Here is a 15,802-nt window from a genome sequence, read left to right on the forward strand (position 1 = left end):
GAGCCGGAGAAAGTATCGGCAACTAAAAATGGTTGCAGGCGTTCACAGTATCTACCGACCTGCAGACTGCTGTTAACCCGTAGCCCGGTCATACAGCAGCGCCACCGGGAAGAAGCCGCACCGATACATTAATCCCGGCACATTCCCCGGGTTGCGGCGCTGCGCGCCTTACCCGGGCTACCGGTCCGCAGACGGCTGTAACCCCGTAGCCCGGCTAAGCGCAGCGCGAGCCGGGGAGAAACCACACCGGTTCATCACTCCGGCACATTCCCCGCAGGCGGCGCCCTGCGCCTTGCCCGGGCTACCGGCCCGCAGACAGCGGTGGGCTTGTAGCCCGGTCAGCGCAGCGCCACCGGGAATAAAGCAACTCCTACAGCAGGGCCAGCAGAAATATGACTTCGCCCAGCTCAATCGCCGCGCCTAATGTGTCACCGGTTTGCCCGCCCAGGGTACGCTTCAGCGCCTGACCCAGCGCCCAAACCAGCACCAGAGTGATAAGCGCCGCCCGCAGACCGTTGACCCCGAGCAGCAGCGTCGCCAGCGCCAGCGCGATCCCCATGGTAATCAGCATCTGCCGCAGCGTGATTTTGCCGATAAATAAGTTGCCCAGCCCCTCTTCCCGGGCGTAGCGCTGACGATACATCAGCAGCACCGCCATACCGCGGCCGACGGCGCAGGCGGCAGCCAGCGCGGCAAGCGCCGACGTGCCGCGCAGCGCCACTTCGCTGACCACCAGCACTTTGGCAACCAGCACAAAAATCAGCGCCAGCCCGCCGTGAGTGCCCAGCCGACTGTCGCGCATGATTTCCAGCATCCGCTCGCGGCGGCGGGCGGAAAAGATGCCATCGCAGGTATCCGCCAGCCCATCAAGATGGAACCCGCCGGTCAACAGCGCCAGCGCCAGCACGCCGAGCAGCGCGGCGAGCGGGCCGCCGCACCACGGCTGCAGCAGCATCACAACGGCGCCAGCAATCGCCCCCAGCAGCAGCCCCACCAGGGGAAATGTAATGATACTGCGTTGATATTGTTCAATTTCCAGCCCCTGGGATAAACGCGCCGGGACCGGCAGGCGGCTGATAAATGATAATGCGGCAAAAAAAGACTTAATCATTGAGTGATGACTCCTGTCGATAAACCCCGCGGCAGCGGTTATTCACGCCCGCCACCGACCGTGACCTGACTTATCCGCGCGGCTGCCGCGCGGAGAAAGCCTGCCCGCGTTCTTCCAGCCGCCAGTGGGCAAGCCGGGTATCACGGTGGTGTTGAATGCGCGCGGCCATTTGGTTGTCGGAGAGCCGGGAGGTAGCGATGAAGATCGCCGAAACGAAAGAGTTGAGTAAAGATTCGGCGTCACGGCGTTGGCCGCTAAGCGCGTCGCCGGTCATCAGTATCATCGCGGCGGCACCTGTTGCAGGGACAGCATGAGATAAACCCTTCCGATATCAATATGTTTACGGCGGAAGTATACCAAATTCCTGGGTAAAGGTTCAGCGTCGCGCGGGCGGTTTTGCTAAGGAACTGTGAGGTCACGCAAGAGGAAGAAGAGGAACTCCGGCAGCGAGCGCCGCCGGAGCGCATTAACGGGGCTTACTCGGCAGATTTATCTTCGACTTTCGCTTCGCCCATCGCTTTCAGCTTTTTAGAGATATCGCGACGTTCTTTGGAGATCTCGGCGTTTTTGATGATGTAATCGTCAACGCGATCTTCGTAATCGCTCTTCATGCTGGCGATGATGCCCTGAATAGCTTCAACGCTCATGCCCGGCTTGATGTAGTCGCTCAGGTTGTCCAGCAGCAGTACGCGCTTCTGGTTATCACGGATCTTTTTCTCAACGTCCTGAATTTCACGCTGCAATTTGTTCTTACGACGGTACAGGCGAACAAACTCCAGTACGTCCTGGAAAGAAGGCTTAGTTGTTTCCATTTTTATACCCCTAATATTTGAGATTCGGATTCGCTAAAGCGACTGCTACATAGGGCTAACATAACTGTTAGCAGCCGCTGATGACAATGTTTTTTCCTTTGCCGTTATCATAACCCTAAACGCTGCTGAATCGAAGCAAGCGATGGAAAAACCACGTGAGTCTGGTCTTTATTTACGCAACGCACGGCAGATTAAATGCGACAGCAGTTCGAGCTGGCGCGCCAGCTCGATAGTTAACCAGACATAACCGTGGATGGGCGTTTCGGAGAAATTGTCGTCCTGCTGCTCTTTGATGAGCTGGCGCAGTTCGGCCACGATTTCGTTGAGCTTTTCATTGTTGGCAAGAATCGGCTGCGGATTGCCCTCATACAATGCGTGGGCGATAGTCAGCAATGTTTGCTGGGTCATTTGCTGGGTTTCGCGCAGCGTATGGGCGTTAAGCATCACGAAGTGGCCGGGACGCGACGCCCAGTAGGCGTTGATTTGCAGCTCCAGCATGCACACCAGGTTACGGCTAACGGTCTGGATCGCCTCAAAGATGGCCTTCTGGATATGCGTCTCTTTGCTGGCAGGGGTAATTAATCCGCGCATTTTCACCACGTCGTTAAGCACCTTCTGCATATGCTTTTCCAGACGCGGACGCTCAACGAGGTTCGGCGAGAAGCCCGCCTGATACAGACGGTTGAAGGCGGTGACGTAGCTGGCCATCTGGATACGCCAGTGCAGAAAGGCCCGCTGCGGCCAGATACCGGTAAACAGCATCGCCAGCAGGGAGCCGAAGATAACGTCGCCGCTTCGCCACAGCGCGGTGGTCAGGTCGCCCGGCGGTGCGCCGACCACTACCGCCAGGGTGATGCCGATCAGCAGCGCCTGGTAGGGCTTTTTGCCCAGCGCCAGCCAGCCGCAGAGGAACATCGCCACCGCGCACCACAGCAGCATAATGGGCAGAGAGATAAGCTCCAGCTTGAGCGCCACCAGCCCGAGCGCCGAGCCGAGGATCGTGCCGCCGATACGTTCAAACGCGCGCGGTACGACGTTTCCCCAGAAGGAGATAGGCCCCATCACCACCACCAGGGTGATGAGGGGCCAGGTGCCTTCAGGAACGTTAAGCAGGCGCACCAGCACAAAGGTGAGCACAAAGGCCAATGCTATTCGCACGCCATGGACGATGCGGTAATGGCGATACAGCCGAATTTCAAATGGCTTAAGTGATTTATCCGCGCGCACAACCTACTCCGACACAACGAAAAGGCCAATTGTAACTGCTTTTTCGCCGCAAGCATCACGCGAATGTAATAAACCTTGTCAAACGAAGGGACAACGTTCTACTTCACCGCCGGCTCGACCGCGATATACATATCAATATCCCAGTAGCCATCCTGGTTACCATCGTTAAGATAGACTTCAAAACAGGGCTTCATCGCCATCTGATGGGTTGTGCTTTGCATCAAGCTCTCGAAGAACTGGTACCACGGCGTCGCAAAGTCAAAATTCTCGACTCTGGCACGGGCAACCGCATAATCCCCGCCGGCGATTTCGGTCATCATCACGCCTTCGCTACCCTCAGGAATCTGGTAGTCGTCCGCCACCGTGACGGCGGTATCGCAGCGCAGCTTTTCCGCCGGGACTTCGTCCGGGTTGTCGTAGTAAACGGCCACCCACTCCTGCGCCGGCACCTGGCTGTTATCGACCCACATCATCAGCTGTTCAAACCCCTGTTTTACCGTCTGCTCCCAGGGACCGACCAGATGAAAACCAGCAATTTTCTTCTTGCCTACGGATTTAACGTTATAGTCCATGCTGCCTCCACTGTTGATAAAATACTGTATGTATATACACATAAATTAGCAGTACTATCACCCACAGTATGTGCGGCAATTCACAAATCCGCGCGGCAAGAAGATGAAAAAATCGCCGCCATACGGTTATAAACTGAACGGTAGCTCAACGCCGATGCTGGCCCCAACATCGTCGCTGGCGCTGTGGTTAGCGTCGGTGTACCACAGGGAGGTATTCAGGCGTACCGTTGGCATAACATCGCCGCTCCAGCCCAGCTGTACGCCCTTCAGCGTATCGGCGCGCGGGAAGGCTTTATTGATTCGCTGGTTTTTTGGATTGACCTCAGCGTAGACCAGCCGCGCGCTCCAGCGCTGATTCTCTTCGGTTACCAGCTCCACCTTACCGGCATATAAACGCCCGTCGCCGCCCATCGCATCGCCCAGCGGATAGCCCTGCTGGTAGTAGCCGTCTTTATAGATAAAGTGGTTATAGATGTAGTTAGTACGGCCCATGTTCGAGCGGGTATCGTGGGCTTCCAGATACCAGTTAACCGCATTGCTGTTCCACTGGTGATGCCCTTCCACGCCGCCAAGATAGAGGTGCGCCGAGGGTAAATATCCGGCTTCGTCCTCGCCGATCATCTGGCCGTAAATGCTCACCGGCCAGCCGAGGGTGGGCGCCAGCTTCAGCTTGAAATCAAAACCGGCCAGCTGGTTGCCGGGATCGTCGGCCGAGTCGCCGGTGTTATCATTGCCGGTGAGGCCGTCCCAGAAGCTGCTGAATGAGGAAGGCCGCCCTTCGCCGCCCCACTGCATAACGCGCGAGGCTCCCAGCTCCAGCGAGGTGAGCGGTGAAAAAGTCAGGCGACCACCGAAGATTTTGGTATGCGGTACGGCTGCGTACTGGTTCATCTGGCTGGCGGAAAGCTGGTACTGCCAGGGGCCAATCCAGCTTAGCCATGAGGTTTCCGGCGCCCGCTGTTCGGCGCGCTGCAGCAGAAAACCGGTCATGGGACGCGCGGCATCGGAGCGGATCAGGCTACCTTCATAGCCCGGCCCCCACCACTGGGGGATTTGCCCGAACGCCAGCCACTGGTTCCACAGCTTAACCGCGCCGTATGCGCCGTTGGCGTTCACGCTCGAACCGTTACTGATGCGCTTGTCGCCTTCAACATTGCCCTGCAGGTGCAGATCCCACCATTCGCCGCTGTTGTTCAGGGCGAGAGAAAGCGACTGGTCGGCGGGGTAAGACTGGGCGAACCCCTGCGGCGTGCCCGGCTTATCAGTGGAGCTGTAGCCGGTAACGCGCACGTCAGCTTTCAGCGCGCTTAATCGCTGATTTACCCGACCCAGTACCACCCGCTCTGCGGACGTTGTCGGATGGGCATTGGCCAGCGCGCGCTTAATCTCCTCTTCGCTCAGAGGCCAGGTCGACAGGCTCAACGAGAGGGTTCCACGGTCGGATAACCAGGCTAAATCATTGCGGAATTCGTTATCGGCCAGAACGAGGCCGGAGGCAAAACTCGAAGTGCTAAAAACGGTGAACAGTCCCAGAGAAAGCGCACTACGCGCAAAGTATTTCATCTTCCCAGCTCCATTTATGGCGCACAAGCGCCAGGCTTTTTCCTGAAGGGTGACCGGGTAAGGTAATGGAGTGAAAGTAAACGAAGCGCCAACCGAAGCGGCATAATAATCAAACAGCTACGAGATGCCGCTCCGGGCGGAGCGGCGGAGAAGTTACAGTTTTTGATGCAGATAATCGCTAAAGCGCGACAGCACGCCGCCCTTGCCAACGCTTTCCAGCGTCACCAGCGGCCAGTGGGCCACCACTTTATCACCATCGTAAAGGGAGATTTCGCCAACCCGCTGGTGGGCGGCGATCGGCGCTTCCAGCACTTTGTTATCCAGCACGTATTTGGCCTTAATGCGCGAGACTTCCGACTTCGGCAGCGCTAACCAGAAGTCCTGATCGGTCCCCAGCTTAATCTGCTCTTTATCGCCATACCAGATTCGCTCAACGCCGACCTGCTTGCCGTCCTGCAGGACCTGGACGGTATCGAAGTTTTGCTGGCCCCAGTGCAGCAGCTTCGCCGCCTGCTGTTCACGCCCTTTCGGGCTGTCGGCCCCCATCACCACCGCAATCAGCCGGCGCTGGCCGTCCACCGCGGAGGCAATCAGGTTGAAGCCGGCGCCTGAGGTGTGGCCGGTCTTCAGACCATCGACGTTCATGGTCTTATCCCACAGCAGCCCGTTGCGGTTCTGCTGGGTAATGCCGTTCCAGGTCAGGCTCTTCTGGCTGTACATATGGTAGACGTCCGGCTCGCCGTGAATAATCGCCCGCGAGAGCACCGCCAGATCGTAGGCCGAACTGTGCTGACCCGGCGCGTCCAGACCGTGGACGGTTTCAAAATGGGTATCCTGCAAATGCAGTTTTTCCACGTAGCTGTTCATCAGCGCGACGAACTGCGGCTGGCCGCCGGCGACGTAGTCCGCCAGCGCCACGCAGGCATCGTTGCCGGAGTCAACGATCAGCCCGCGGCTTAAATCGCGTACGCTGACCCGATCGCCGGGCTTAAGGAACATCAGCGAAGAACCATTAAAGACCGGGTTACCCTGCGCCCAGGCGTCTTTCCCGACGGTGACGATGTCGTCAAAGGTGATGCGGTGGCTGTCGATAGCGCGATCGACCACGTAGCCGGTCATGAGTTTGGTCAGGCTGGCGGGATTGCGCTGCTGATGCTCGTTACCGGCGGTCAGGATCTGGCCGGTGGTGTAATCCATCAGCACCCAGGAACCGGCCTGAATAGAAGGAGGCGTCACGTTGACGGGAAAATCATTGGCGGCAAATGCGCAGGAAACGCTCGCAGCGAGCAAAGATACAGCAATAAACAAACGGCCTTTCAACGGCATATCCTCTAAATTGACAGATTCGCTGTCCTTTTTACGGAACTTCTCGTTTCAAATCAGGGTTTAATTGCAAGAAAATATGACATCGCCGACGCGAGACAAAGGGGATACCCTTCTGATGGCCCGGCAAATCGTTTACCATGAAGGCTGCTCGCCACCAGGAATAATGAACAGATTATGCAAGATAGCGCCAGCCAGCCCGGATTTTTATTTCACGATTACGAGACCTTCGGCACCAGTCCCTCGCTCGACCGACCGTCGCAGTTTGCCGCCATTCGCACCGATGAAGACCTGAATATCGTCGGCGAACCCGAAGTCTTCTACTGCAGGCTCGCCGATGACTATCTGCCGCAGCCGCAGGCGGTCATGGTCACCGGGATAACGCCACAGGAGGCGAACGCCAAGGGGGACAACGAAGCCGCTTTCGCCCGCCGCGTTCACGATCTGTTCACGGTGCCGAAAACCTGCATCGTCGGCTATAACAACGTGCGCTTCGATGACGAAGTAACGCGCAACATTCTCTATCGTAATTTTTACGATCCCTACGCCTGGAGCTGGCAGCACGACAACTCCCGCTGGGATCTGCTGGACGTGATGCGCGCCTGCTATGCGCTGCGCCCCGAAGGGATCAACTGGCCGGAAAATGAAGAGGGCTTACCGAGCTTCCGGCTGGAGCATCTGACCGTCGCTAATGGCATCGAACACAGCAACGCCCACGACGCGATGGCCGACGTTTACGCCACTATCGCCATGGCGAAGCTGGTGAAAACCCAGCAGCCGCGCCTGTTCGATTATCTTTACGCCCACCGCAACAAGCGTAAGCTGGCGACGCTGATTGACGTGCCGCAAATCAAACCGCTGGTGCATGTTTCCGGCATGTTCGGCGCGGCGCGCGGCAATACCAGCCTGGTCGCCCCGCTGGCGTGGCACCCGGACAACCGTAACGCGGTGATTATGGTCGACCTGGCCGGAGACATCGCCCCCCTGCTGGAGCTCGATGCCGACACCCTGCGCGAGCGGCTGTATACGCCGAAAAGCGAGCTGGGCGATCTGGCTGCGGTGCCGATCAAGCTGGTCCACCTGAATAAATGCCCGGTGCTGGCGCAGCAAAACACCCTGCGTCCGCAGGATGCCGACCGGCTGGGCATCAATATCCAGCGCTGTCTGGAGAACGCCCAGCTGCTGCGGGCCAATCCGCAGGTACGTGAGAAAGCGGTGGCGATTTTTGCCGAAGCGGAGCCGTTTGTGCCGTCCGATAATGTCGATACGCAGCTGTATAACGGCTTTTTCAGCGATGCCGACCGCGCGGCGATGAAAATCGTACTCGAAACCGAGCCGCGCAACCTGCCGGCGCTGGATATTACCTTCGCCGATCAGCGTATCGAGCGCCTGCTGTTCAACTATCGCGCGCGCAACTATCCCGGCACGCTGGATGAAGCCGAGCAGCAGCGCTGGTTAGAGCACCGTCGCCAGGTCTTTACGCCTGAGTTTTTGCAGACCTACGCCGATGAGCTGCAGATGCTGTACCAGCAGTATGCGGACGATAAAGAGAAGCTGGCGCAGCTGAAGGCGCTGTGGCAGTACGCGCAGGATATTGTTTGATTGGCAGAAATTCCCGGGTTGCGGCTAACGCCTTACCCGGGCTACAAACGATGGCAGGACTCGTAGCCCGGGTAAGACGCCTCGCGTCGCACCCGGGAACGTTGCTTAGCCTTTGGCGCGGCTGGCGATAATCGCCTCAGCCACGTTGCGCGGGGCTTCCGCGTAGTGGTGGAACTCCATGCTGTAGGTCGCCCGGCCCTGGGACATTGAACGCAGCGTGGTGGAATAGCCAAACATCTCGGCCAGCGGCACGTCGGCGCGGATAATCTGGCTGCCGAACCGCTCCTCCATCCCCTGCACCATTCCGCGACGGGAAGAGAGATCGCCCATGATATTCCCGGCGTACTCTTCCGGGGTCTCCACTTCCACATGCATCACCGGTTCAAGAATAACCGGGTCGGCCCTGCGCGCCCCTTCCTTGAAGCCAAATATCGCCGCCATCCGGAAAGCCATCTCCGACGAGTCGACGTCGTGATACGAACCAAACGTCAGGGTCGCCTTGATATCCACCACCGGATAGCCCGCCAGCACGCCGGTGCCCATCGCTTCGCGCAGCCCTTTTTCCACTGAAGGGATGTACTCGCGCGGCACCACGCCGCCTTTGGTCGCGTCCTCAAACACGAAACCGCTTCCCGGCTCCAGCGGTTCCAGGGTCAGCACCACGTGACCGTACTGCCCTTTACCGCCGGACTGGCGGACAAATTTGCCCTCCACCTCTTTGACCGTTTTGCGGATCGTCTCGCGATAGGTCACCTGCGGACGCCCAATATTCGCCTCGACGCCAAACTCACGCTTCATGCGGTCGACGATAATCTCCAGATGCAGTTCGCCCATCCCGGAAACGATCGTCTGGCCGGACTCCTCGTCAGTATGCAGACGAAATGACGGATCTTCCGCCGCCAGCCGCTGCAGGGCGATACCCATTTTCTCCTGATCGGCTTTGGTTTTCGGTTCAATCGCCAGCGAAATCACCGGCTCCGGAAACTCCATCCGTTCGAGGGTAATCACCGCATCCGGGTCGCACAGCGTGTCGCCGGTGGTGACATCCTTCAGGCCGACGCAGGCGGCAATGTCCCCGGCGTGCAGTTCGTCCACCTCATGGCGATCGTTGGCCTGCATCAGCACGATGCGTCCGATGCGCTCTTTCTTACCTTTCACCGGATTCCACACCGCATCGCCTTTTTTCAACGTCCCGGAATAGACGCGGATAAAGGTCAGCTGTCCGACGTAGGGGTCGGTCATCAGCTTGAAGGCCAGCGCCGAGAACGGTTCGTCGTCGCCCGGATGACGTTCAGCGGGCCGCCCTTTCTCATCCACGCCCTGAATCGCCGGGATATCCAGCGGCGACGGCATCAGCTCAACCACCGCATCGAGCATCCGCTGCACACCTTTGTTTTTAAACGCGCTGCCGCACAGCACCGCCTGGATTTCCCCCTTCACCGTGCGCTGGCGCAGACCGGCGACAATCTCCGCCTCGTCCAGCTCACCGGTTTCGAGATACTTATCCATCAGTTCGTCGCTGGCTTCCGCCGCCGCCGAGACCATTTTCTCCCGCCACAGACGGGCGGTTTCCACGAGGTCGTCAGGCACCGGCGCATAGCTGAAGGTCATCCCCTGGGTGGCGTCATCCCACAAAATGGCGCGCATTTTGATGAGATCCACCACCCCGGTGAAGTGCTCTTCGGCGCCAACCGGGATCGCAATCGGCACCGGATTGGCCTTCAGGCGATCGATCATCATCTGCACCACGCGGAAAAAGTCCGCGCCGGGGCGGTCCATCTTGTTGACGAAGGCCAGCCGCGGAACGTGGTATTTATTCGCCTGCCGCCAGACGGTTTCCGACTGCGGCTGCACGCCGCCGACGGAGTCGTAAACCATCACCGCGCCGTCCAGGACGCGCATGGAGCGTTCCACTTCGATGGTGAAATCCACGTGCCCGGGGGTATCGATGATGTTAATCCGGTGCGGCTCGAAGCTGCGGTCCATGCCGGGCCAGAAGCAGCTCACCGCCGCGGAGGTAATGGTGATCCCGCGCTCCTGCTCCTGCGCCATCCAGTCGGTGGTTGCCGCGCCATCGTGTACTTCCCCCAGCTTGTGGCTCATCCCGGTATAAAACAGGATGCGCTCGGTGGTGGTGGTTTTGCCGGCATCGATATGCGCGGAGATACCGATGTTGCGATAACGTTCGAGGGGGATGGGTCGGGGCATGATGCGTCCTTAGTCATTGTGACTGTTAACAGGCGGCCGGAATTGGCCGCCGTTCATATAACGGCATCTATCATAGTACAACTGTACGAGTATATTCGAACTATTTTTGCTATCGTTACTATTGGTGAAGCTGCGACGACCCGCGTGGCTTTAGAAAAGCAGTTTCGGTATATTACCGGCCAGCCGCCGATACGGGCTGCTGCTCACGGAGCTGCGCCGCCGCCGACACAGGAATATTATGATCGCCAATCACCCCGAACGTGAACAAATTCGCCTCGAAAATGTCCTTTTCGCTCTCGGCAACCCGCTGCGGCTTGAGATTATCCGTATCCTTGCCGACGGCAGCGAGCAGAGCTGTAACGCCCTGCGTCATGAAGATGTGGCGAAGTCGACCATGACCCACCACTGGCGCGTCCTGCGCGACAGCGGTGTGATCTGGCAGCGGCCTCAGGGGCGGGAGAATTTGATTTCGCTGCGCCGGGAAGATTTAGACGCGCGCTTTCCCGGCCTGCTGGATACGCTGCTTAAGGTCATGCAGCACGATAGCTAAAGGCCTGCGCGCCGGCCCCTACTCCTCACCGGCCAGCCGCCGATACTGGGCAAAGCGGGCGCGCGCATCCTCCTCGGTTCTGCTAAAAAGCGCATCCGCGAGATGCGGCGTCGTTTTGTGCAGCGAGGCGTAGCGCACTTCGCCAAGCAAAAAGTCGCGGAAGCTCTCCTCCGGCTCTTCGGAATCGAGCATAAACGGCGTCTTGCCCTCCGCTTCCCGCTGCGGATGATAGCGCCACAGGTGCCAGTATCCCGCTTCAACCGCCCGTTTCGCCTCGCGCTGGCTGCAGCGCATACCGGCTTTCAGCCCGTGGTTAATGCAGGCGGCGTAGGCAATCACCAGCGACGGTCCCGGCCAGGCTTCAGCCTCGGCGATCGCGCGCAGCGTCTGATCTTTATCGGCGCCCATGGCGACCTGGGCCACGTACACATTGCCGTAGCTCATCGCCATCATGCCAAGATCTTTTTTCCGCGTGCGTTTGCCCTGCGCGGCAAACTTCGCGATGGCCGCCACCGGGGTCGATTTAGACGACTGCCCGCCGGTATTGGAGTAAACCTCGGTATCAAACACCAGAATATTCACGTCTTCCCCGCTCGCCAGCACGTGATCGAGACCGCCGAAGCCGATATCGTAGGCCCAGCCGTCGCCGCCGAAAATCCACTGCGACCGGCGCACAAAATAGTCGCGGTTCTGCCATAGCTGCTCCAGCAGCGGCACGCCCTCTTTTTCCGCCGCCAGCCGTTCGCTGAGCCGGTCCGCGCGCTCGCGGGTACCCTCGCCTTCATCCTGCTTCGCCAGCCACTGGCGCATCGCGTCGAGGAGTTCGTCGCTGACCGGCAGCGCCAGCGCGGCGGTCATATCATCGGCGATTTGTTGACGCACCGCCTGGCCGCCGAGCATCATGCCGAGGCCAAACTCCGCGTTATCCTCAAACAGCGAGTTCGCCCATGCCGGGCCGTGCCCGCGGTGGTTGGTGGTATAGGGAATCGACGGCGCGCTGGCTCCCCAGATTGAAGAGCAGCCGGTGGCGTTAGCGATCAGCATCCGGTCGCCAAACAGCTGGGTTATCAGGCGGGCATAAGGCGTTTCGCCGCATCCCGCGCAGGCGCCGGAAAACTCCAGCAGCGGGGTTTCAAACTGGCTGCCTTTGACCGTCGTCTTCCGGAACGGATTGCTCTTCGGCGTCAGCGCCAGCGCATAGTCCCAGACCGGCGCCATCTGGCGCTGGCTATCAAGAGACTGCATTTTTAACGCCTTGCCGCGCGAAGGACAGATATCCACACAGTTGCCGCAGCCGGAGCAATCCAGCGGCGAAATAGCCAGATGGTAGTGGTACGCCTTCGCTCCCTGAGCGGGTTTGCTCAACAGCCCGGCCGGCGCGGCGTCCTGCTCTTCGCCGTTGAGCAGCGCCGGGCGGATCGCCGCGTGGGGGCAGATAAAGGCGCACTGGTTACACTGCGTGCAGCCCTCCGGCTGCCAGACCGGCACTTCCAGCGCGATCCCGCGTTTCTCCCAGGCGGCGGTGCCCGAGGGAAAGGTGCCGTCTTCCATGCCGACAAACGCGCTTACCGGCAGCTGGTCGCCGCACTGGCGGTTCATCGGCTGCAGAATATCGCGGATGAAATCCGGCATCATGGCTGAAGCCTGCGCCACGGGCTCATCCAGCGTCGCCCAGTGCGCCGGAATGGTCACCTGATGCAGCGAGGCCATGCCCAGCTCGATCGCCCGCTGGTTCATCTCGATCACCGCCGCCCCTTTGCTGCCGTAGCTTTTTTCAACCGCCTGCTTGAGGTAATCCGCCGCGGTCTGCGGGTCGATAATCGCCGCCAGCTTAAAGAACGCCGCCTGCATCAGCATATTAAAGCGCCCGCCCAGCCCGAGCTCGCGGGCGATATCCACGGCGTTCAGGGTATAAAAATGGATATTTTCCCGCGCCAGATAGCGTTTAAAGCCGACCGGCAGATGCTGTTCCAGCTCCGCATCGGACCAGCTGCAGTTGAGTAAAAAGGTCCCGCCCGGCTTTAACCCATCCAGCAGGTCATAGCGCTCCACGTAGGACTGCTGCGAACAGGAGATAAAATCGGCCCGATGGATCAGGTAGGGCGAATTGATCGGCCGGTCGCCGAAGCGCAAATGCGAAACGGTAATGCCGCCGGATTTTTTCGAGTCATAGGAAAAGTAGGCCTGCGCGTAGAGCGGCGTTTTGTCGCCGATGATTTTAATCGCGCTTTTATTGGCCCCAACGGTGCCGTCCGAGCCCATGCCCCAAAATTTACAGGCGGTGATGCCATCATGCGAGACCGCCAGCGTCTGCTGGCGCGGAGGCAGCGAGGTAAAGGTGACATCATCGACAATGCCGAGGGTAAAGCCGTCCATCGGCAGCGGTTTATTGAGGTTGTCAAAGACCGCCGCGATATCGTTAGGCAGAACGTCCTTACCGCCAAGCGCGTAGCGGCCGCCGACAATCAGCGGCGCATCGTCGTGGTGGTAGAAGGCGTTTTTCACATCCAGGCACAGCGGTTCGGCCTGAGCGCCGGGCTCTTTGGTGCGGTCAAGCACGGCAATCCGCTGTACGGTTTTCGGCAGCTGAGCGAAAAAGTGGGCCAGCGAAAAAGGGCGAAACAGATGCACGCTGAGCAGCCCGACCTTCTCTCCCGCCGCGTTCAGCGTATCCACCACTTCCTGAACGGTGTCGCAGACCGACCCCATGGCGATAATCACCCGTTCGGCATCCGCCGCGCCGGTGTAGTTAAACAGATGGTACTCCCGGCCGGTGAGCGCGCTGATTTGCGCCATATAGCTTTCGACAATATCGGGCAGCGCCTGATAAAAACGGTTACCCGCCTCTCTTTCCTGGAAGTAGATATCCGGGTTTTGCGCCGTTCCGCGGATGACCGGATGATCCGGATGCAGCGCGTTACGGCGGAAGCTGTCGAGCGCGGCCCGGTCCAGCAGCGTCGCCAGCTGGTCATATTCCAGCACCTCGATTTTTTGAATTTCGTGCGAGGTGCGGAAACCATCGAAGAAGTTAACAAACGGGATGCGTCCCTTAATCGCCGCCAGATGCGCCACCGCCGACAAATCCATCACCTGCTGCACGTTGTTCTCCGCCAGCATCGCGCAGCCGGTCTGGCGAACCGCCATCACGTCCTGGTGATCGCCAAAAATATTCAGCGAATTGGTCGCCAGCGCCCGGGCGCTGACGTGAAAGACGCCCGGCAGCAGTTCACCGGCGATTTTGTACATGTTGGGGATCATCAGTAGCAGCCCCTGGGAGGCCGTATAGGTGGTGGTGAGCGCCCCGGCCTGCAGCGCGCCGTGTACCGCGCCTGCCGCGCCGGCTTCCGACTGCATCTCCATTAAGCGCACCGGCTGGCCAAAAAGGTTCTTTTTCCCCTGCGCCGCCCACTCGTCGACGTTTTCCGCCATCGGCGTGGAAGGGGTAATGGGGTAAATCGCCGCGACCTCGGTAAAGGCATAAGAGATCCAGGCCGCCGCGGCGTTGCCATCCATTGTTTTCATTTTTCCGGACATTGTTCAATCCTCGAAGGTGAGAGGCATCTTCGCCGCCTCAAATAAGCGGCAAACCCAGTTGTTGCCTCAAGCACAGCCTGTGCCAGCTCGCGGATGACCGAAGAGTTAGCGCGAATTCAACGCGTTATGAAGATAAAGGCAACGCAGCGCGCCGAGAGATTGCGTGGAACAAGACACAGGGGACGACAAGCTGTTGAACAGACGACAAACCGCCACAATGGCCCCGGCAGGCGGAATTGTTCTGTTTCCCACATTTGGTGGCCTTATTGTGCCGTTTTGTTTTACGCCCTGCGCGGCAATGAATTAATAAATTCATAAAAATCAGATAAATAAATAAAAAGGCACGGCTGGTATGTTCCCTGCACTTCTCTGCTGGCAAACACTCAACCACAGGAGAAGTCACCATGACCATGCGTCAATGCGCTATTTACGGTAAAGGCGGTATCGGCAAATCCACCACCACGCAGAACCTCGTCGCCGCGCTGGCGGAGATGGGTAAGAAAGTGATGATCGTCGGCTGCGATCCGAAGGCGGACTCCACCCGCCTGATCCTGCACGCTAAAGCACAGAACACCATTATGGAGATGGCCGCGGAAGTCGGCTCGGTCGAGGATCTTGAGCTCGAAGACGTGCTGCAAATTGGCTACGGCGACGTGCGCTGCGCGGAATCCGGCGGCCCGGAGCCAGGCGTCGGCTGCGCGGGGCGCGGCGTGATCACGGCGATCAACTTTCTTGAAGAAGAAGGCGCCTACGAGGACGATCTCGATTTTGTCTTCTATGACGTGCTCGGCGACGTGGTCTGCGGCGGCTTCGCCATGCCTATCCGCGAAAACAAAGCCCAGGAGATCTACATCGTCTGCTCCGGCGAAATGATGGCGATGTACGCCGCCAACAATATCTCCAAAGGGATCGTTAAATACGCTAAATCCGGCAAGGTGCGCCTCGGCGGCCTGATCTGTAACTCACGCCAGACCGACCGTGAAGACGAACTGATCATGGCCCTGGCGGAAAAGCTCGGGACCCAGATGATCCACTTTGTCCCCCGCGACAATATCGTGCAGCGCGCGGAGATCCGCCGAATGACGGTGATCGAGTACGACCCCGCCTGCCAGCAGGCCAACGAATACCGCACCCTGGCGCAGAAGATCGTCAACAACACCATGAAAGTGGTACCGACACCCTGCACCATGGATGAGCTGGAGTCGCTGCTGATGGAGTTCGGCATCATGGAAGAAGAAGACACCAGCATCATTGGTAAAACCGCCGCCGAAGAAAGCGCGGCCTGAGCACAGGACAATAA

General features: G+C 59.0%; 12 protein-coding genes. 3 read left to right on the forward strand and 9 right to left on the reverse strand.

The features are described 5' to 3' along the window. Positions 1-370: 370 nt before the first annotated feature. The 7 genes from cobS to dacD all read right to left on the reverse strand — a co-directional run bounded on the left by cobS (position 371) and on the right by dacD (position 6,605). On the reverse strand, positions 371-1,111 hold the full coding sequence (cobS, locus tag ABLU67_RS18620) for an adenosylcobinamide-GDP ribazoletransferase (RefSeq protein WP_014838908.1): 741 nt from the start codon (positions 1,109-1,111) through the stop codon (positions 371-373). A 70-nt stretch (positions 1,112-1,181) separates the two neighbouring features. Continuing rightward, complete coding sequence (locus ABLU67_RS18625) at positions 1,182-1,394, reverse strand: bifunctional adenosylcobinamide kinase/adenosylcobinamide-phosphate guanylyltransferase (RefSeq protein WP_004852374.1); 213 nt, start codon at positions 1,392-1,394, stop codon at positions 1,182-1,184. Between the two features lie 193 nt (positions 1,395-1,587). Beyond that, positions 1,588-1,923, reverse strand: coding sequence for a DUF496 family protein (locus ABLU67_RS18630; protein ID WP_004103624.1), 336 nt, complete (start codon positions 1,921-1,923; stop codon positions 1,588-1,590). A gap of 168 nt (positions 1,924-2,091) precedes the next feature. Beyond that, complete coding sequence (locus ABLU67_RS18635; protein WP_048260883.1) at positions 2,092-3,150, reverse strand: FUSC family protein; 1,059 nt, start codon at positions 3,148-3,150, stop codon at positions 2,092-2,094. Between the two features lie 98 nt (positions 3,151-3,248). Further along, the gene (gene sbmC, locus ABLU67_RS18640; RefSeq protein WP_048260881.1) at positions 3,249-3,722 is read right to left on the reverse strand and encodes a DNA gyrase inhibitor SbmC; all 474 of its coding nucleotides are present in this window, start codon (positions 3,720-3,722) and stop codon (positions 3,249-3,251) included. 126 nt (positions 3,723-3,848) lie between these two features. After that, a complete protein-coding gene (locus ABLU67_RS18645) occupies positions 3,849-5,285 on the reverse strand; it encodes a capsule assembly Wzi family protein (protein ID WP_048260879.1) in 1,437 nt (478 codons plus the stop codon). A 153-nt stretch (positions 5,286-5,438) separates the two neighbouring features. After that, a complete protein-coding gene (dacD, locus tag ABLU67_RS18650) occupies positions 5,439-6,605 on the reverse strand; it encodes a serine-type D-Ala-D-Ala carboxypeptidase DacD (RefSeq protein WP_009654490.1) in 1,167 nt (388 codons plus the stop codon). A gap of 180 nt (positions 6,606-6,785) precedes the next feature. Here dacD and sbcB point away from each other — a divergent pair, with 180 nt between their 5' ends. After that, entirely contained in the window at positions 6,786-8,210 is a 1,425-nt protein-coding gene (sbcB, locus tag ABLU67_RS18655) for an exodeoxyribonuclease I (RefSeq protein WP_085520795.1), read from the forward strand. Between the two features lie 105 nt (positions 8,211-8,315). On the opposite strand, the gene fusA is transcribed toward sbcB, so the two are convergent. Beyond that, positions 8,316-10,418, reverse strand: a complete 2,103-nt coding sequence (fusA, locus tag ABLU67_RS18660; RefSeq protein ID WP_025107724.1) for an elongation factor G — start codon at positions 10,416-10,418, stop codon at positions 8,316-8,318. Between the two features lie 238 nt (positions 10,419-10,656). Here fusA and ABLU67_RS18665 point away from each other — a divergent pair, with 238 nt between their 5' ends. After that, positions 10,657-10,968 carry a helix-turn-helix domain-containing protein gene (locus ABLU67_RS18665; protein WP_014230020.1) on the forward strand — a complete coding sequence of 104 codons (312 nt, stop codon included), beginning with the start codon at positions 10,657-10,659 and terminating at the stop codon, positions 10,966-10,968. Between the two features lie 18 nt (positions 10,969-10,986). Here the strand turns inward: ABLU67_RS18665 and nifJ are convergent, their stop codons facing one another. Continuing rightward, positions 10,987-14,502 carry a pyruvate:ferredoxin (flavodoxin) oxidoreductase gene (gene nifJ / locus ABLU67_RS18670; RefSeq protein ID WP_014838914.1) on the reverse strand — a complete coding sequence of 1,172 codons (3,516 nt, stop codon included), beginning with the start codon at positions 14,500-14,502 and terminating at the stop codon, positions 10,987-10,989. A gap of 404 nt (positions 14,503-14,906) precedes the next feature. Here nifJ and nifH point away from each other — a divergent pair, with 404 nt between their 5' ends. Next, entirely contained in the window at positions 14,907-15,788 is an 882-nt protein-coding gene (gene nifH / locus ABLU67_RS18675; protein WP_004852391.1) for a nitrogenase iron protein, read from the forward strand. Positions 15,789-15,802 lie beyond the last annotated feature (14 nt).

The organism is Klebsiella sp. GN_Kp190 (genome assembly GCF_040061795.1).
Classification (GTDB): Bacteria; Pseudomonadota; Gammaproteobacteria; order Enterobacterales; family Enterobacteriaceae; genus Klebsiella; species Klebsiella michiganensis.

Bases quoted from the DNA above. Each gene is read 5' to 3' on its own strand.
- cobS (WP_014838908.1), bottom strand. From the start codon at position 1,111: ATGATTAAGTCTTTTTTTGCCGCATTATCATTTATCAGCCGCCTGCCG.
- ABLU67_RS18625 (WP_004852374.1), bottom strand. From the start codon at position 1,394: ATGATACTGATGACCGGCGACGCGCTTAGCGGCCAACGCCGTGACGCC.
- ABLU67_RS18630 (WP_004103624.1), bottom strand. From the start codon at position 1,923: ATGGAAACAACTAAGCCTTCTTTCCAGGACGTACTGGAGTTTGTTCGC.
- sbmC (WP_048260881.1), bottom strand. From the start codon at position 3,722: ATGGACTATAACGTTAAATCCGTAGGCAAGAAGAAAATTGCTGGTTTT.
- ABLU67_RS18645 (WP_048260879.1), bottom strand. From the start codon at position 5,285: ATGAAATACTTTGCGCGTAGTGCGCTTTCTCTGGGACTGTTCACCGTT.
- sbcB (WP_085520795.1), top strand. From the start codon at position 6,786: ATGCAAGATAGCGCCAGCCAGCCCGGATTTTTATTTCACGATTACGAG.
- fusA (WP_025107724.1), bottom strand. From the start codon at position 10,418: ATGCCCCGACCCATCCCCCTCGAACGTTATCGCAACATCGGTATCTCC.
- ABLU67_RS18665 (WP_014230020.1), top strand. From the start codon at position 10,657: ATGATCGCCAATCACCCCGAACGTGAACAAATTCGCCTCGAAAATGTC.
- nifJ (WP_014838914.1), bottom strand. From the start codon at position 14,502: ATGTCCGGAAAAATGAAAACAATGGATGGCAACGCCGCGGCGGCCTGG.
- nifH (WP_004852391.1), top strand. From the start codon at position 14,907: ATGACCATGCGTCAATGCGCTATTTACGGTAAAGGCGGTATCGGCAAA.